Source organism: Shimia sp. CNT1-13L.2, from assembly GCF_024331145.1.
Lineage (GTDB): Bacteria > Pseudomonadota > Alphaproteobacteria > Rhodobacterales > Rhodobacteraceae > Shimia.
The window spans coordinates 46,962-62,699 of record NZ_JANDJO010000005.1 but is presented as its reverse complement, the minus strand read 5'-3'; the positions used below and the strand labels follow the sequence as shown (position 1 = coordinate 62,699).

The 15,738-nt window shown below is 61.3% G+C and carries 17 protein-coding genes and 1 riboswitch; of the genes, 15 read left to right on the top strand and 2 right to left on the bottom strand.

Translation table 11 applies throughout. The features are described 5' to 3' along the window. Positions 1-129: 129 nt before the first annotated feature. Positions 130-546, top strand: coding sequence for an iron response transcriptional regulator IrrA (gene irrA, locus NNA36_RS12155; RefSeq protein WP_255107347.1), 417 nt, complete (start codon positions 130-132; stop codon positions 544-546). Positions 547-680: 134 nt separating this feature from the next. Continuing rightward, on the top strand, positions 681-1,667 hold the full coding sequence (locus NNA36_RS12150) for an NADPH:quinone reductase (RefSeq protein WP_255107346.1): 987 nt from the start codon (positions 681-683) through the stop codon (positions 1,665-1,667). 92 nt (positions 1,668-1,759) lie between these two features. On the opposite strand, the gene NNA36_RS12145 is transcribed toward NNA36_RS12150, so the two are convergent. Together NNA36_RS12145 and NNA36_RS12140 are read right to left on the bottom strand one after the other, a co-directional pair. Further along, positions 1,760-2,401, bottom strand: coding sequence for a hypothetical protein (locus NNA36_RS12145; protein ID WP_255107344.1), 642 nt, complete (start codon positions 2,399-2,401; stop codon positions 1,760-1,762). Positions 2,402-2,418: 17 nt separating this feature from the next. Beyond that, a complete protein-coding gene (locus tag NNA36_RS12140; RefSeq protein ID WP_255107342.1) occupies positions 2,419-3,288 on the bottom strand; it encodes a glycosyltransferase family 2 protein in 870 nt (289 codons plus the stop codon). A 109-nt stretch (positions 3,289-3,397) separates the two neighbouring features. Between NNA36_RS12140 and miaB the strand changes: the two genes are divergently transcribed. From miaB to cmk, 13 genes are all read left to right on the top strand, one after another. Beyond that, entirely contained in the window at positions 3,398-4,732 is a 1,335-nt protein-coding gene (miaB, locus tag NNA36_RS12135) for a tRNA (N6-isopentenyl adenosine(37)-C2)-methylthiotransferase MiaB (RefSeq protein WP_255107340.1), read from the top strand. A gap of 294 nt (positions 4,733-5,026) precedes the next feature. Then, a complete protein-coding gene (locus tag NNA36_RS12130) occupies positions 5,027-5,548 on the top strand; it encodes an OmpA family protein (RefSeq protein ID WP_255107858.1) in 522 nt (173 codons plus the stop codon). A 12-nt stretch (positions 5,549-5,560) separates the two neighbouring features. Next, positions 5,561-5,857 carry a hypothetical protein gene (locus tag NNA36_RS12125; RefSeq protein WP_255107332.1) on the top strand — a complete coding sequence of 99 codons (297 nt, stop codon included), beginning with the start codon at positions 5,561-5,563 and terminating at the stop codon, positions 5,855-5,857. Between the two features lie 147 nt (positions 5,858-6,004). After that, positions 6,005-7,045, top strand: coding sequence for a PhoH family protein (locus tag NNA36_RS12120; protein WP_255107331.1), 1,041 nt, complete (start codon positions 6,005-6,007; stop codon positions 7,043-7,045). Between the two features lie 65 nt (positions 7,046-7,110). Then, positions 7,111-7,614, top strand: coding sequence for an rRNA maturation RNase YbeY (gene ybeY, locus NNA36_RS12115; protein ID WP_255107330.1), 504 nt, complete (start codon positions 7,111-7,113; stop codon positions 7,612-7,614). Between the two features lie 31 nt (positions 7,615-7,645). After that, the gene (locus NNA36_RS12110) at positions 7,646-8,530 is read left to right on the top strand and encodes a hemolysin family protein (RefSeq protein WP_255107322.1); all 885 of its coding nucleotides are present in this window, start codon (positions 7,646-7,648) and stop codon (positions 8,528-8,530) included. Then, entirely contained in the window at positions 8,523-10,007 is a 1,485-nt protein-coding gene (gene lnt, locus NNA36_RS12105) for an apolipoprotein N-acyltransferase (RefSeq protein ID WP_255107320.1), read from the top strand. Before NNA36_RS12110 ends, lnt begins: the two co-directional genes overlap by 8 nt. A 33-nt stretch (positions 10,008-10,040) precedes the next feature. Further along, a riboswitch (SAM-SAH riboswitch) is annotated at positions 10,041-10,089 on the top strand. 6 nt (positions 10,090-10,095) lie between these two features. Then, positions 10,096-11,277: a methionine adenosyltransferase gene (gene metK, locus NNA36_RS12100; protein ID WP_255107318.1), complete on the top strand. Its 1,182-nt coding sequence runs from the start codon at positions 10,096-10,098 to the stop codon at positions 11,275-11,277. 38 nt (positions 11,278-11,315) lie between these two features. After that, the gene (locus NNA36_RS12095) at positions 11,316-12,242 is read left to right on the top strand and encodes a bile acid:sodium symporter family protein (protein ID WP_369681662.1); all 927 of its coding nucleotides are present in this window, start codon (positions 11,316-11,318) and stop codon (positions 12,240-12,242) included. A 51-nt stretch (positions 12,243-12,293) separates the two neighbouring features. Then, complete coding sequence (gene trmB / locus NNA36_RS12090; RefSeq protein WP_255107315.1) at positions 12,294-13,007, top strand: tRNA (guanosine(46)-N7)-methyltransferase TrmB; 714 nt, start codon at positions 12,294-12,296, stop codon at positions 13,005-13,007. Positions 13,008-13,180: 173 nt separating this feature from the next. Beyond that, positions 13,181-14,533, top strand: coding sequence for a 3-phosphoshikimate 1-carboxyvinyltransferase (gene aroA / locus NNA36_RS12085; RefSeq protein ID WP_255107313.1), 1,353 nt, complete (start codon positions 13,181-13,183; stop codon positions 14,531-14,533). Beyond that, positions 14,530-15,048: a hypothetical protein gene (locus NNA36_RS12080; RefSeq protein ID WP_255107312.1), complete on the top strand. Its 519-nt coding sequence runs from the start codon at positions 14,530-14,532 to the stop codon at positions 15,046-15,048. Before aroA ends, NNA36_RS12080 begins: the two co-directional genes overlap by 4 nt. A gap of 38 nt (positions 15,049-15,086) precedes the next feature. Then, the gene (gene cmk / locus NNA36_RS12075; protein ID WP_255107310.1) at positions 15,087-15,695 is read left to right on the top strand and encodes a (d)CMP kinase; all 609 of its coding nucleotides are present in this window, start codon (positions 15,087-15,089) and stop codon (positions 15,693-15,695) included. Positions 15,696-15,738: the final 43 nt, after the last annotated feature.

Here is a 15,738-nt window from a genome sequence, read left to right as displayed (position 1 = left end):
GCAAGTGTGGCCGTGTCATAAGGGTGTCATGACGGGCAGCGCGGGGTACAGGCTGGATTGCGAGTGATTTTCAATTGAAAATGGGGGGCGCGAGGCTTTATATTGGCGTGTGAACAAAGGAAAGCCCGCATGACCACGCAAGCGATCGACAATGGAACCAACTGGCTGGCCAAGGCCGGTTTGCGCCCCACGCGACAGCGCGTTGCCCTGGCTTCGCTGCTTGTTGGCGACGGGATGGACCGCCATGTGACCGCCGAGAGCCTGTTTGCCGATGCGCGTGAACACGGCGAAAGTGTTTCGCTGGCAACGGTTTACAATACGCTGCGGGCGTTTTGTGATGCCGGTCTGATGCAGGAGATCACGGTGGATGGATCGAAGAGCTATTTCGATACCAACACCCATGACCACCCGCATTTCTTCTGGGAAGATGATCGCGTGCTGACCGATGCACCGGCCGAGCAGCTCGAGATTCAGCGCCTGCCTGACGTGCCGGAGGGGGCCGAGATTTCCAAGGTCGACGTGGTGATCCGCCTGCGTCGCAAGTGATGTGATCGCGGATTTGCGATGGGAAGGGGCGCTGGGCGTCCCTTTTTTGTTGCGCTCGGTGAGGCGGAACGCCGCGTCCGTCTTGGCAGTCCGCAAGGGGCGTGCAAGGGTGCGCCCAACAGGAGGAGTTTCCCATGAAAGCAGTTGTTTACCGTGCGTTCGGATCGGCAGAGACGGCCCTTGGCCTGGAAGATATGGCCACCCCTGTCCTCGCGGAGGGCGAGGTTCTGGTGCGGGTGGCGTTTTCGGGGGTGAACCCGTCGGACTGCAAGGCGCGGGCGGGGACGCGCCCCGGTGTGACCAAACCGGCGTTTCCGGAGATCGTGCCGCATAGCGACGGCGCTGGCGTGATCGAAGCGGTGGGCGCGGGCGTTGATCCCGCCCGCGTGGGAGAGCGCGTGTGGATCTGGAACGGCCAGTGGCAGCGGGCCTTTGGCACGGCGGCAGAGTATATTGCCCTGCCCGCGGCGCAGGCGGTGGCCCTGCCGGAGGGTGTCTCGCTGGAGGTGGGGGCGGTTCTGGGTATTCCCGGCCTGACAGCGGCGCATTGCGTGTTTGGCGCTGGCGACGTGGCGGGCCAGACGGTGCTGATCAACGGCGGTGCGGGCACCGTTGGGTATCTGGCGCTGCAGCTTGCGAAATGGGGTGGTGCGACGGTGATCGCGACCGGATCGCCGCGTGATTTCGACCGGATGCGCGGGGCTGGGGCGGATCACGTGATCGACTATCGCAGCGCGACGCTGGCGGCGGATGTTCTGGCCGCGAACGGGGGCGCGCTGATCGACATGGCGGTCGAGGTGGAGTTCGGTATCAATGCAGGCATGCTGGCCGAGGTGATGGCCCCGAACGCGCGGGTGGCGATCTACGGGTCGGCCAAGGATATGGCGCCTGAACTGCCCTTCGGGCCGATGCTGTTCAAGGCGCTGACGCTGGATATCGTGCTGATCTACATCCTGCCCGATGCCGAACGTGCGGCGGCGATTGGCCGCCTGAACGGCGCGCTTGCCGATGGTGCCCTGGAGGTGCCAGTCGAGACGGTCTTTGCGGCAGACGAGACCGCAAAGGCGCATGAGGCGGTGGAAGCCGGCGGTCGCGCAGGCGCGGTGTTGGTGCGGTTCTGAAGGGGGTAAGGCCTTTCGAAAGGCCTTACCAAGCCGTTTGGAAACGGCTTGGGGTGTTTTGTTGAGACCAACGTTCTTAGGGGAACGTTGGTCTATTCTGGTTTTGCAGGTACACAATCGCGCGGATTGGGTAAGCCGTAAAAGGGCTCGAAGCGGTTTTTTTGGAAGCTGAAATGCACATAACACCCGTCAATCATGGCGATGGCATGTGGTGGCTGGCCGAATTCCTTTCCGTAGCCCGACAGGATTTCGAAAACGTTTTTCCGAACAAGTCTCTCGGCTTGCAACTCGACGGCCTTCGTTTCTATGTGTCGATTTAGAGTCTGATCGGCAACCCAGAGGGCGGAGTAAAAGGCCGCGATAGCGATCAGGGGCCAGAAGATGCCGAGTTTCCAGCCAAGTGCTTTTCTGGTCAGGAATGCCGCGCCAAGCACGATTGCGCCGAACGACAAGAGGAAGGTCCAAATCAGAGCCGGAAAGACTCTTGTTGTATCGAAGAGAACACCGATTACAAACAGGGTGCTCGGGGGGAATAGAAGAATGCCGGTGCTAAACGGCGTGTAGAGAAACCATGTGGTCGCGCCCAAGAAAGCCGTGCATTGAGCGAGAAGAAACCACAACGCGTAGGGGTTCTGAGTGATGCGTCCCTTGTTGCGTAGGAAAGACACGATCACCGGGCACCACCATAGCGGAGCGAGTAGCATGCAGCCCAAAATGTAGATCACTTCGCCCATTTGCTAGGAGGCTGTATTCAGAACCACTGTCCCGGTTCCATTAGACCGAGGTCGAGGAGCTGGCGGGAGTGCCATTCGAATGGCACGGAGTTGTGCCAGGTGAAGGAGCGGATGTCGAAGGTGCTGCCCGGGTTGGTCTTGAGCGCCTTGGCGGTGCGGAAGGAACAGACGGCGGCGGTCAGGTTGTTGTGCCATTCGCAGCTGTAGGTGTTGTATTCCTCGTCACTGAAGGTGAAGTCCGGGCGCAGCTGCAGGTCGGGCTTGGACATGAACAGCGAGATCCTGTCGATCTTGCGGCGTTCGGCGGGGATGTGTTCCTCGTAGCGCCAGCGCAGGCCGCCGAAGAAATCGAGTTGCCGTTCCTTGGGGTGGTTGTGGTTGGCCGTGTCGGGGCGGGCGAGGGCGTAGTAACCCGATTTGTCGAGCATCGCGTGATCCAGCGAGACGGCGTCGGGGTAGCTCTCGAGGTCGTTCGCATAGAGGTCGATTACATAGGTGAGCATGGCGTAGCGGCGTTCCTCCATGTGGAAGGTGGCCATTTCGCTCACGTTGCGCGATTCGCAGAACGGGAAGAACAGGTATTCGGCATTGAAACAGTAGTAGAGCCAGATGCCCGGCGCGGCTTCGATGATGGTGTTCACGGTGTCGATCATGACCTGCCCAGTGGGGCGGTCTTCACGGATGCGGATCACGCGGCCAGCGATGTCTTCGGGCAGGGTGTAGGCGTCGGGCATGAACACCAGAACTGCCTTGAAGCCAAGCTCAAGGTGATGACGCAGCGTGGTTTCCAGTTCGATCCGGTCTTCGGCGAAGATCAGGGCGACCGGACCCTTGGCCAGGGTCGTGGTGTCCGTGTCCAGAAACTCTTTCAGGGAACCGTATTTCATGAATGCCTCTGCTCTTATTGGCGACAGATTCGGGGAAATCGTCGTGCATTGCAAGCCATACCCTTTTTGATGTAGGGAAGCGCCCTGAAACCGCGATGGGACCGGGCACATGGCCGATACGAAGAAGCTCTATATCAAGACTTATGGCTGTCAGATGAACGTCTATGACAGCGAGCGCATGGCCGAGGCCATGGGCGGGGCGGGTTACGAGACCACCGAAAGCCCGGAAGACGCGGATATGATCCTGCTGAACACCTGCCACATTCGCGAGAAGGCGGCAGAGAAAGTCTATTCGGAACTGGGCCGTTTCAAGGGCCTGAAGGCCGAGAAGCCGGACCTGAAAATCGGGGTTGCGGGCTGTGTGGCGCAGGCGGAAGGCGAAGAGATCATGCGGCGCCAGCCGCTGGTTGACCTCGTGGTTGGTCCGCAGGCCTATCACCGTCTGCCCGAGATGGAAGCCAAGGCGCAGGGTGGCGAAAAGGCGCTGGACACGGATTTCCCCGAGGAAGACAAGTTCGAGAAGCTGAAGGGCCGTGCCAAGGCCAAGCGCGGGCCAACCGCCTTCCTGACGGTTCAGGAAGGCTGTGACAAGTTCTGTGCCTTCTGCGTGGTGCCCTATACCCGCGGTGCCGAAGTCAGCCGCCCGGTTGAGCGGATCCTGGGCGAGGCGCGTGACCTTGTAGAGCGGGGCGTGCGCGAGATCACCCTTTTGGGGCAGAACGTGAATGCTTATCACGGGGCCGGTCCCGGTGGCAGCGCGTGGTCGCTGGCCAAGCTGATCTGGGAGCTGGACAAGGTGGATGGGCTTGAGCGCATCCGCTTTACGACCAGCCATCCCAACGACATGATGGACGACCTGATCGAGGCGCATGGAACCTGTGAGAAGCTGATGCCTTATCTGCACCTGCCGGTGCAGTCGGGATCGAACAAGATTTTGAAGCGGATGAACCGCAGCCATGACCGGGAGAGCTATATCAAGCTGATCGAACGTATCCGAGCCGCGCGTCCGGATATCCTGTTGTCGGGTGATTTCATCGTTGGCTTCCCGGAAGAGACCGAAGCGGATTTCCAGGACACGATGGATCTTATTGAAGAGGTGAAATACGGGCAGGCGTTCAGCTTCAAGTATTCGCCGCGTCCCGGCACGCCGGCGGCGGAACGGGATAGCGTGATGGTGGATGATGCCGAGGCTTCGGATCGCCTGTATCGCCTTCAGGCGCTGATCACCAAGCAGCAGCGCGAGATTCAGGACAGCATGGTTGGCCGCGAGGTGGGTGTGTTGTTCGAGAAGGCGGGCCGTTTCGAAGGCCAAATGGTGGGCAAGTCCGACTATCTGCATGCGGTGCACGTGGCAAATGCGAATGCAGCGGTTGGCGATCTCAAGCGCGTCAGAATCGTGGAAAGCGGTGCCAACTCGCTCAAGGGCGAAGTGATCGGCGATTGATCGCGGGCTGGAAACAATCGCGCGGCCTGCGCGCGGTTGTTGTTTAAGCGGTGGTTAATGATCTGTGAAAACCGCTGTTTCGGCGGGCGCGGAAACACAATGTTGCCACATTAACCTACCAGATGTTGTGAATAGTTCTTCACAGACTCTCTAAATTTGCTACAGTAGGGGCCATTAAGATTAGGGTCTAACTGCGCTTTTTCCAGCCGCAGTTGACCAGAGTATGGCGAGGATATTGCTGTGGCGAACAAGACGATTAAGAAGGCGCGGGCCACACTGGGAGGAGCGGCAGCCATCTGTTTGGCGCTGGTGTCTCTTGCTCAGCCCGCAGCTGCACAGAACACGCGGACCGTTCTTGGTCAGGAGTATGTGCCGACAGTCTGGATTGATCCGGATGGATGTGAACACTGGGTGATGGACGATGGTGTCGAGGGCTATATGACGCCCCACGTGAACCGTCAGGGTATTCCGGTGTGCCGTCGCGGCAATGTCTGCGGCGTGATGAACTCGGATCAGTTCTTTGCAACCGACCGGTATTCGATCAACTCGGCGAACCGCCAGCGCCTGGCGCAGTTCTTCCAGAACGCGACCGCCTCGGCCTTTATCATCGCGGGCCACACCGACAGCCGCGCGAGCGACGAATACAACATGCGTCTGAGCTATAACCGCGCCAACGCGGTGGCCAAGATCGCCCGTTCGACAGGTGCGCGCGTGATTGACGTGCGTGGCTATGGCGAGCGGATGCCGCGGGCGTCGAACCGGTCCGCCGGTGGCATGGCGCAGAACCGCCGCGTTGAAATCATCTGCATCCGCTGAGGAGACACTGAAATGAAACTTGTACGTGGACTTCTTCTGGTTGGGGCAGTTGCCGCCGTTGCGGCCTGTGACAACAAGGTCGACAAAACCGTCGACCGCGGATTTGACAGCAAGCACCTGAGCCAGCTGAAAGGCGGTATCTGGGTTGATCCGAACGGCTGTGACCACTGGATCATTGACGACGGTGTCGAAGGGTATCTCTCGCAGCGTCTTGACCCCTATGGCAAGCCGGTCTGTTCGGGAACGGCCCCTCCGGGCGTCGCCACCGGGCCGTTCAAGAAGGGCTCGGCGTTCAAAGACCAGATCTGATGTCTGGTGCTTCCCATTCCAAAGGCCGCGTGTTTCGACACGCGGTCTTTTTTGTGACCTTTCCGTGAAAAGTGATGCCGCGCGGCTTGCGTATCCGCGCGCGAGTTGGCACCATTTTGGAAAGACGTTTGCCAACAGGAGAGTTGATTGGCCACTGGTGTTCTGACCCCGCCGCCCGCATCCGAAAATCCAGCCGAGGTATTGGTCGAATTTCCGGACAACAGATTGCTGATCGACCTGTGCGGAGAGTACGACCGCAACCTTGCAGACATTGAACAAAAACTTTCGGTACAGATCGTGCGCCGTGGCAACCAGCTTGCCGTGCATGGCGAGGAAACGGCTCAGAAAGAGGCCGTTGAGGTACTTGAGGCGCTGTATGAGCGGCTGGAAAGTGGCAAATCGGTCGAACATGGCGATATTGATCGCGAAATCCGCATGGGGGGCTCGGAAGAGGGCACCGGCGCGCGCGAGGGCGACCAGCTTGAGATGTTCAAGGGTGGCCCCGTCGAGATCAAGACGCGCAAGAAGCTGATCGAGCCGCGCACGGATGCGCAGAAGGCCTATGTGCTGTCGCTGTTCAACAACGAGTTGGCGTTCGGGATTGGCCCTGCCGGGACCGGCAAGACCTATCTGGCGGTGGCCGTTGCGGTAGCGATGTTCATTGAGGGGCATGTGGATCGCATCATCCTGTCGCGTCCCGCCGTGGAGGCGGGTGAGAAGCTGGGCTATCTGCCCGGTGACATGAAGGATAAGGTCGATCCCTACATGCAGCCGCTCTACGATGCGCTGAACGATTTCCTGCCGGGCAAGCAGTTGGCCAAGCTGATCGAGGAAAAGCGGATCGAGATTGCGCCGCTGGCCTTTATGCGGGGGCGGACGCTGGCGAATGCCTTTGTTGTTCTGGACGAGGCGCAGAATGCCACGACCATGCAGATGAAGATGTTCCTGACCCGTCTTGGCGAAGGGTCGCGCATGGTGATCACGGGCGACCGCAGCCAGGTTGACCTGCCGCGCGGGGTGCCGTCGGGGCTTGCCGATGCAGAGCGGCTGCTGAAGTCGATCCCGAACATCAGCTTCAACTATTTCACCGCCAAGGACGTGGTGCGTCACCCGCTGGTGGCGGCGATCATCGAAGCCTATGACGCGGACTCGCAAAAAGAGATGGCGAAGCGCGCGCAGAAGGCTTAGGGGCTGCCTCGGATTTGTAGGACGCAAGGGGGCGTGCCTTTGTGCGCCACCGAGAGAGGCTCTGGATGCTGACCGATACGATTTTCGAGGATGACCGCTGGCAGGTGCTGGGGTTCGAGGTGCTGGCCGAAGCGGCGGCGCAGGCGACTTTGGCGCATCTGGAGATTGACGCGGCAGACTTCGAGATTGCGGTGCTGGCCTGTGATGATGCGCGGATTGCCGAGTTGAATGCGGATTTTCGCGACAAGCCGACGGCGACCAACGTGTTGAGCTGGCCTTCGGAAGAGCGCGGCGCGCAAGAGGATGGCGGGGTGCCCGAGCGGCCAGAGGTGTCGTTTGAAGGCATGCCGGAAGAGCTGGGCGATATCGCGATTTCCTATGACACCTGTCTGCGCGAGGCCGAGGCGGCGGGCAAACCCGTGGCCGATCACGTGACACATTTGATGGTGCACGGGGTTTTACACTTGCTGGGGTATGACCATATCCGTGACCTTGATGCCACTCTGATGGAGGGGATCGAAAGCGTGATACTTGGCAAAATGGGTCTTCCTGACCCATATAGAGAGTGACCGGGGGCAAACCCCTTGATGGAAAGGTAAAATGGGCGACAGTACCGACGGGTCTTCTAACGCAGCGCTGAGCGCGCAGCCTTTGGCCCCAACACAATCGAAACCCGGTTTCTTTGGCCGGATCGTCAAGGCGCTGGGTGCCTCTGACGAAAATGATATCGAGCCCCAGGAGACCGCGGACACGCCGCGCCCCCAGACCCATGGCATGATCAACCTGCGCCGGATGCGGGTTGAGGACGTTGCCATCCCCAAAGCCGACATCGTTGCCGTGCCCGATGACATCAGCAAGGAAGAGCTGGTGCAGATATTCAGGGACAGCGGGTTTACCCGTTTGCCTGTGTATTCGGGCACGCTGGATACGCCGAGCGGATTTGCGCACCTCAAGGACGTGGCGCTGCGCCACGGATTCAACGGGTCGGGCGGGTCGTTTGACCTTGAGGCGATGCTGCGCCCGTTGTTGTTCGTGCCGCCGTCGATGTCGATTGGCGTGCTGCTGACCAAGATGCAGACCGAACGCCGGCATATGGCGCTGGTGATCGACGAATATGGCGGCGTGGATGGGCTTGTGACCATCGAAGACCTGATCGAACAGGTGATCGGCGAGATCGAAGACGAACACGACGTGGACGAGGCCGAGCACTGGGTGCAGGAAATGCCCGGCTGCTATCTGGCCCTTGCCAAGACGCCGCTGGAGGATTTCGAGGCCGAAATCGGACGCCACCTGACCACCCATGACGAGGTGGATGCCGAGGATGTGGAAACCCTTGGCGGGCTGGTCTTTACCCTGTCGGGCCATGTGCCTGCGCGGGGCGAGGTTGTGGCGCATCCGGACGGGACCGAGTTCGAGGTGGTGGACGCAGACCCGCGCCGGATCAAGCGCCTGAGGGTGCGACTGACCGAGGCGCAGGATGGCTGAGAGCCGGGTGGCGCGATGGTGGGCTGAGCGCACGCCGCGCCACAGGTTCGCACTTCTCCTTGGACTGGGTGGTATTGCGGCGCTGGGACAGGCGCCGTTTGCACTGCCGGTTTTCACCTTTGTCGGCCTTGCTCTGGCGATGCTGTGTTTTGCCCGGACAACGCGGGTGTGGCAGGCCTTCTGGACAGGGATTGCCTTGGGCACCGGGTATTTCGCGGTGGCGCTGCACTGGATCGTAGAACCTTTCCTTGTTGATCTGGCGCGGCACGGGTGGATGGCCCCTTTTGCGCTTGTTCTGATGGCGGTGGGTATGTCGCTGTTCTGGGGCTGGGCCTTTGCGCTGGCGCGCGGGGTAGGGCGGTCGCTTTGGTTGCTGGTGGTGGCCTGGACTGGGATGGAGCTTTTGCGGGCCTACCTGTTCACCGGGTTTCCGTGGGCGATGCCCTCCTACGTACTTGTAGATGGCATGCTGGGGCAGGGCGCTGCCCTTGTCGGGTCACACGGGATGAACCTCGTGATGTTCGCGGCGCTGGCGCTTGGGATGCAGGTGCGGGCGGTGTCGGTGATCGGGGCAGCAGTTCTGATCGCGGGGCTGTGGCCTGTGCCGCAGGGGACGTTGATTGCCGAGGATGCGCCGGTCGTGCGGGTGATCCAGCCCAATGCACCGCAGCGCGAGAAGTGGGACCCGGCGCATATGCAGCGGTTCTTTGATCGCGCGATCCTTGGCACAGTGGCCGGACCAGAGCGGCCAGATGTGATTGTCTGGCCGGAAACCTCGGTGCCCGCGCCTCTTGGGCGTGCACCGAATTCGATGGCCGCGATTGCCTCGGCGGCGCAGGGGGTGCCTGTGGTGTTGGGGATGAACCGTATCGACGGTCAGCGGTTTTTCAACGCGGCGGTTCTGATGGGGCGCGATGGTGCCGTGGCGGATGTCTATGACAAGCACCACCTTGTGCCCTTTGGTGAATACGTGCCCTTTGGCGACCTGATGGCGCGGTTTGGCATTCATGGCATGGCGGCGCGGGACGGGGGCGGTTTCTCGGCTGGCAGTGGACCGCGGCTGATCGAGATCGAGGGCGTCGGCAAGGCGCTGCCGTTGATCTGTTACGAGGTGGTGTTCCCGCAGGATGTGTTTGCCGTGGAAGAGCGGCCCGACCTGTTGTTGCAGATTACCAATGATGCGTGGTTCGGGAACTTCTCGGGGCCGTTCCAACATTTGCAGCAGGCGCGGGTGCGGGCGATTGAAATGGGGCTGCCGCTGGTGCGAGCGGCGAATACGGGGGTGTCGGCGGTGATTGATCCGCGCGGGCGGGTGCTGGATTTCCTGCCGCTCAATACGCATGGACACCTTGATATCGCCCTGCCCACGGCAAGTGCGGCGACGCTTTACAGCTGGACGGGGGACATGCCGCTGATGGTGATCTTGATTTTGCTCAATGCCGGTTTGCTTGGGATCGCTATACGCAATAGGCATTGACCTATTCCAACTTGGCGCGTAAGGCCTCAGATGGTGTTGTCACAACGGCTTCCTGGCGTGGCGACGGATTTCTAATGGAGCACATCTCATGAGCAGACAGAACTACACCTTCACCTCGGAGTCGGTTTCCGAGGGGCATCCCGACAAGGTTTGCGACCGCATTTCCGACGCGGTGCTGGATGCCTTCCTCGCGGAAGAGCCCGAGGCGCGTGTCGCTTGCGAAACTTTTGCCACCACCAATCGCGTGGTGATTGGCGGCGAGGTTGGTCTGTCTGACCAGGACAAGCTGCATGAATACATGGACCGCATCGACGAGATCACGCGGGCCTGTATCAAGGACATCGGCTATGAGCAGGACAAGTTCCACCACGAGACCGTGGAAGTGACCAACCTGTTGCACGAGCAGTCGGCGCATATCGCGCAGGGCGTGGATGCGGCCGACAACAAGGATGAGGGCGCGGGCGACCAGGGCATCATGTTCGGCTATGCCACGACCGAGACCCCGGCGCTGATGCCCGCCCCGATCCAGTACAGCCACGCGATCCTGCGTCGTCTGGCGGAAGTGCGCAAGAACGGCACTGAGCCGGCGCTTGGCCCGGATGCGAAATCGCAGCTGTCGGTGGTTTACGAAGGCGGCAAGCCGGTTGGCGTTAGCTCGATCGTTCTGTCGACCCAGCACCTTGATGCGGCGCTGTCTTCGGATGACATCCGTGCGATTGTCGAACCCTATATCCTTGAAACCCTGCCGGAGGGCTGGGTGACTGCGGATACCGCATGGCACGTGAACCCGACCGGCAAGTTCGTGATTGGCGGCCCGGATGGCGACGCGGGCCTGACCGGCCGCAAGATCATCGTGGACACCTACGGTGGTGCCGCGCCGCACGGTGGTGGTGCGTTCTCGGGCAAAGACCCGACAAAGGTTGACCGTTCGGCAGCCTATGCCGCGCGTTACCTTGCCAAGAACGTGGTTGCCGCTGGCATGGCCGAGAAATGCACCATCCAGCTGTCCTACGCGATTGGTGTTTCGGCACCGCTGTCGATCTATGCCGACACGCATGGCACCGGTTCGGTTGAAGCGCGTGACATCGAGGCCGCGATCCCGCAGGTCATGGACCTGACCCCGCGTGGCATCCGGACCCACCTTGGTCTGAACAAGCCGATCTACCAGCGCACCGCTGCCTATGGTCACTTTGGCCGTAACCCCAGCGACGACGGTGGCTTCAGCTGGGAGCGCACCGATCTGGTTGAGGCGCTGAAAAAAGCGGTCTGATCTTTCAGACAACCTGACATTGAGGGCCAGAGTGTTCCGTGGCGGAATGCTTTGGCCCTTTTGCTTTCCTGTGGCAGGTTGTTCCGGAACAGGGAGGAAATCACATGTTGCTTGACGTGGCTTTGCCGCTTTCATTGGCGTTCATCATGTTTTCGCTGGGCTATGGCCTGACGTTTGCCGATTTCGGGCGGGTGTTTGCCATGCCGAAGGCGGCGCTGTCGGGGATCGTGTTGCAGGTGTGCGTGGTGCCTGCGGTGGCTTATGGGCTGTTGCAACTGGTGAACCTGCCGCCTGCGCTGGCTTTTGGTGTGATGATCCTGGCCTTTTGCCCCGGTGGGGTGACTTCGAACATCCTGACCAAGCTTTCGGGGGGCAACGTGGCGCTTTCGATTACCCTGACCGCAGTCGTTAGCCTGATGTCGGTGGCGACGGTGCCGGTACTGGTGGGATGGGCTTCGGATGCCTTTCTGGGGGCGGCGGCGCCGGATCTGAACGTGACGGCGATTGCCTTCTCGATGTTCGCGATTACGGCGATCCCTGTGCTGATCGGCCTTCTGGCGCGGTTTCTTGCGGGATCAATCGCGGATCAGACAGAGCCGACGGTGACGCGGGTGGCGCTGATCCTGTTCGTGGTGATCGTTGTGGCGGCACTGGCGACGAACTGGCAGCTGTTCCTTGAGAACGTGGCGTTGTTGGGGCCGCTGTTGATGGCGATCAACGCGATCCTTCTGGTGCTTGGCGTTGTGATCTCGCGGGTGATCGGGCTGTCTGGCGCGGACGGGCTTTGTATCTCGGTCGAGATGGGGGTTCAGAACGCCGCGCTGGGCATCACGGTGGCCGGTCTTGTGGCGCAGGTGGGCGGTATCCCCGAGTTCGCGGTGCCCGCTGCGGTATACGGGATCACCATGTATATCGTGACCATTCCGGGCATGTTCCTGTTGCGCAGGATCTTCGGCAGAGCTTGACTGGGGCGGCGCAAACGGGCACATGCCTCCCGGATTTGCACAGGTAGAACGATGACGAACGGTCAACACCCCTCGGGCGCCCCGTGGCGCAACTTTTATGGTCGCTTCAAGGGCAAGGGTCTGCGCAAGACGCAGGAGACCTGGCTTGACGAGGATCTGGCAGGGCTGAGCCCGGGCAAGGTGAGCTGGGAAGAGAACCCCGAGCGCGAGAAGATCGACCTTGGGGCGTTGTTCGGCGGCAAGGATGTCTGGCTGGAAGTCGGGTTCGGCGGGGGTGAGCACATGGTGCATCAGGCCGTCCAGAATCCGGATGTCGGCATTATCGGCTGTGAGCCGTATATCAACGGCGTTGCCATGCTTCTGGGGAAGATCCGCGATGCCGGTGCGGACAATATCCGTGTGCATCCGGGGGATGCGCGTGACATGTTCGACGTGCTGGAAGACGAGAGCATCTCGCGGGCCTTTCTGCTGTATCCCGATCCCTGGCCCAAGAAGCGCCACCACCGCCGCCGGTTCGTGACGCCGGAACACCTTGCGCCGCTGGCGCGGGTTCTGAAGAAAGGCGCGATCTTTCGGGTGGCCACGGACATTCCCGATTATGTGCGCCAGACATTGGAGCAGGTGCCGCAGCAGGGATTTGAATGGCTGGCCGAACGCCCCGCAGATTGGCGCGAGCCGTGGGATGACTGGATTTCCACCCGCTATGAGCAGAAGGCTTTCCGCGAGGGGCGCACAGCGCATTATCTGACGTTCAGAAAGACCTGAGTGCAGGGTTGCCCCGAATGTGGGGCTGAACCGTCGTAGGGCAAAACGCGGCATGGACCTGTGCCGCTGCTTGCGGTAACAGCGAAGTCAACGAAATAACATCTACTGGGTGTCCTGATGCGGTGTGCGGGCAAACCCCGCGCCTCGGGACATCCTTTCAAAGGAACGCGCAAATGTCCGGACATGGCACCCCCATCCCGATGACCTCCACCCCCTGTGGCCCGCTAAAGGGCGAGGCGCATGTGCCGGGGGACAAGTCGATCTCGCACCGATCGCTGATTTTCGGGGCGATGGCCGTGGGCGAGACCAAGATCACCGGCCTTTTGGAAGGTGAGGACGTTCTGGATACGGCCAAGGCGATGCGGGCCTTCGGGGCCGATGTGGTGCGGGACGAAGATGGCACGTGGCATGTGCATGGGGTCGGTGTTGGCGGGTTTGCCGAACCGGACAACGTGATCGATTGCGGCAACTCGGGTACGGGTGTGCGGCTGATCATGGGGGCGATGGCCTCTTGCCCGATCACCGTGACCTTTACCGGCGATGCCAGCCTGAACAAGCGCCCGATGGCGCGGGTGACCGATCCGATTGCCCTGTTCGGCGCGCAGTCGGTAGGCCGTTCGGGTGGCCGTCTGCCGATGACCATCGTGGGCGCGGCTGATCCGGTGCCGGTGCGCTATACGGTTCCGATGCCCTCGGCGCAGGTGAAATCGGCTGTTTTGCTGGCGGGTCTGAATGCGCCCGGCGAGACGGTGGTGATCGAGAAAGAGGCGACCCGCGACCATACCGAGCGGATGCTGGCAGGGTTTGGTGCAGACATTCGCACCGAGGAGACCGAGGAGGGCCGGGTGATCACCCTGACCGGTCAGCCCGAGTTGAAACCGCAGACCATTGTCGTGCCGCGCGATCCGAGTTCGGCGGCGTTTCCCGTCTGTGCGGCGGTGATTACGCCGGGATCGGATGTGCTGGTGCCGAATATCGGGCTGAACCCGACGCGGGCGGGCCTGTTCACCACGCTGCGCGAGATGGGCGCAGACCTGACCTATGAAAACGAACGCGAGGAAGGTGGCGAGCCGGTGGCGGACCTGCGTGCGAAGTTTTCGCCGGACCTCAAGGGGATCGAAGTTGATCCGGCGCGTGCCGCCAGCATGATCGACGAGTATCCGGTTCTGTCCGTGGTTGCCGCGTTTGCGCAGGGTGACACGGTGATGAAGGGCGTCAAGGAGTTGCGGGTCAAGGAAAGCGACCGGATTGACGCGATGGCCAAGGGGCTGCGCGCCAATGGTGTCGAGGTGGATGAAGGTGAGGACTGGTGGATCGTGAAGGGCCTTGGCCATGGCAACGTGCCGGGCGGGGCCACCTGCGAGAGCCATTTGGATCACCGGATCGCGATGTCGTTCATGGTGATGGGCATGGCGACACAACAGCCGGTCAGCGTGGATGACGGCGGGCCGATTGCCACCTCCTTCCCGATTTTCGAGCGTCTCATGGGAGACCTTGGCGCTCAGCTTTCGAGCGCGGCCAAGTGACGGCCTATGCCAGAGTTTTCGCGCTTCTGAGCGTGGCGACAGGGGCTGTCTATGTCATCTCGATATGGCTTGGAGCACAGCATCTTGTCGTCGGCAGCGAGAAACTCTGGCCGTTTGATCAGCGCCCGCTGGGTTACGGGTTCTTTGATGCCAAGACCTACCTGATGCTGCTGAAGGAAGAGGGGTCGGCCTTTTACCTTGGGCCGATGCGCCTTCTGGATACTGCGTTTCCGATTCTGCTCGGGTTCTGGATGGGGATGCTCTGGTGGGGGCTGACTACGCGGATACACCCGTGGTCGCGGGTGATCATGCTGATTGCCCCGGCGGCGTTTACCATGATGGATCTTTGCGAAAACGCGCTGATTGCCGAGATGGTGCGCTTGGGGCCGGAAGGGATTGATCGTGATCTCGTCGTTCTGGCCAGCAGTTACACGGTGTCGAAATATGTGACCTTGCTCGTGGCCATCCTTGTTCTGGGGGGCATGGCCTTGCAACGCTCTATGCGGGTGGGGTAGGGCTTGGGCCCCGATAGGAAGAGAGTTCGAGGAAAAAGATGCCTTTCACGATTGCGATTGATGGCCCTGCGGCGGCGGGAAAGGGAACAATTTCCAAGGCGGTCGCTGCACATTTCGGGTTCGCGCATCTTGATACCGGGCTGTTGTACCGGGCCGTTGGCGCCAAGACGCTGGACGGTACGGACCCGATTGCCGCGGCCTTGGCATTGATGGCGGACGATCTGGAAGCGGACAATCTGCGCACGCCCGAAGTGGCGCAGGCAGCCAGCAAGGTGGCGGTGATTTCCGAAGTACGCGCGGCGCTGGTGGACTTCCAGCGGGCCTTTGCGCGCCGGGCCGGCGGGGCAGTTCTGGATGGGCGCGACATCGGCACGGTGATCTGTCCCGATGCCGAGGCCAAGCTGTTCGTTACGGCGAGTGCCGAGGTAAGGGCAGAGCGGCGCTATCTTGAACTGGCGGGCAAGGGCATGTCGGTGAGCCGGGAAGAGGTTCTGGCCGACGTCAAAGAGCGGGACACGCGAGACCGCGAACGCGCCGAGGCGCCGATGGTTGCGGCCAAGGATGCGGTTGTGATCGACACCAGCAGTCTTGGGATCGACGAGGCGGTGGCCGCAGCGATTGCGGCGATCGAGGCACGGCGCGGGTAGCATCGCGTTTCAGGCAAATTGCGTGGGCGGTGTGTTGCGGTCT

Excerpts from the sequence above, each read along its gene's own strand:
- NNA36_RS12145 (WP_255107344.1), bottom strand. The coding sequence starts at position 2,401 with ATGGGCGAAGTGATCTACATTTTGGGCTGCATGCTACTCGCTCCGCTA.
- NNA36_RS12150 (WP_255107346.1), top strand. The coding sequence starts at position 681 with ATGAAAGCAGTTGTTTACCGTGCGTTCGGATCGGCAGAGACGGCCCTT.
- NNA36_RS12140 (WP_255107342.1), bottom strand. The coding sequence starts at position 3,288 with ATGAAATACGGTTCCCTGAAAGAGTTTCTGGACACGGACACCACGACC.
- metK (WP_255107318.1), top strand. The coding sequence starts at position 10,096 with ATGAGCAGACAGAACTACACCTTCACCTCGGAGTCGGTTTCCGAGGGG.
- cmk (WP_255107310.1), top strand. The coding sequence starts at position 15,087 with ATGCCTTTCACGATTGCGATTGATGGCCCTGCGGCGGCGGGAAAGGGA.
- trmB (WP_255107315.1), top strand. The coding sequence starts at position 12,294 with ATGACGAACGGTCAACACCCCTCGGGCGCCCCGTGGCGCAACTTTTAT.
- lnt (WP_255107320.1), top strand. The coding sequence starts at position 8,523 with ATGGCTGAGAGCCGGGTGGCGCGATGGTGGGCTGAGCGCACGCCGCGC.
- aroA (WP_255107313.1), top strand. The coding sequence starts at position 13,181 with ATGTCCGGACATGGCACCCCCATCCCGATGACCTCCACCCCCTGTGGC.
- irrA (WP_255107347.1), top strand. The coding sequence starts at position 130 with ATGACCACGCAAGCGATCGACAATGGAACCAACTGGCTGGCCAAGGCC.
- NNA36_RS12110 (WP_255107322.1), top strand. The coding sequence starts at position 7,646 with ATGGGCGACAGTACCGACGGGTCTTCTAACGCAGCGCTGAGCGCGCAG.
- NNA36_RS12125 (WP_255107332.1), top strand. The coding sequence starts at position 5,561 with ATGAAACTTGTACGTGGACTTCTTCTGGTTGGGGCAGTTGCCGCCGTT.
- ybeY (WP_255107330.1), top strand. The coding sequence starts at position 7,111 with ATGCTGACCGATACGATTTTCGAGGATGACCGCTGGCAGGTGCTGGGG.
- miaB (WP_255107340.1), top strand. The coding sequence starts at position 3,398 with ATGGCCGATACGAAGAAGCTCTATATCAAGACTTATGGCTGTCAGATG.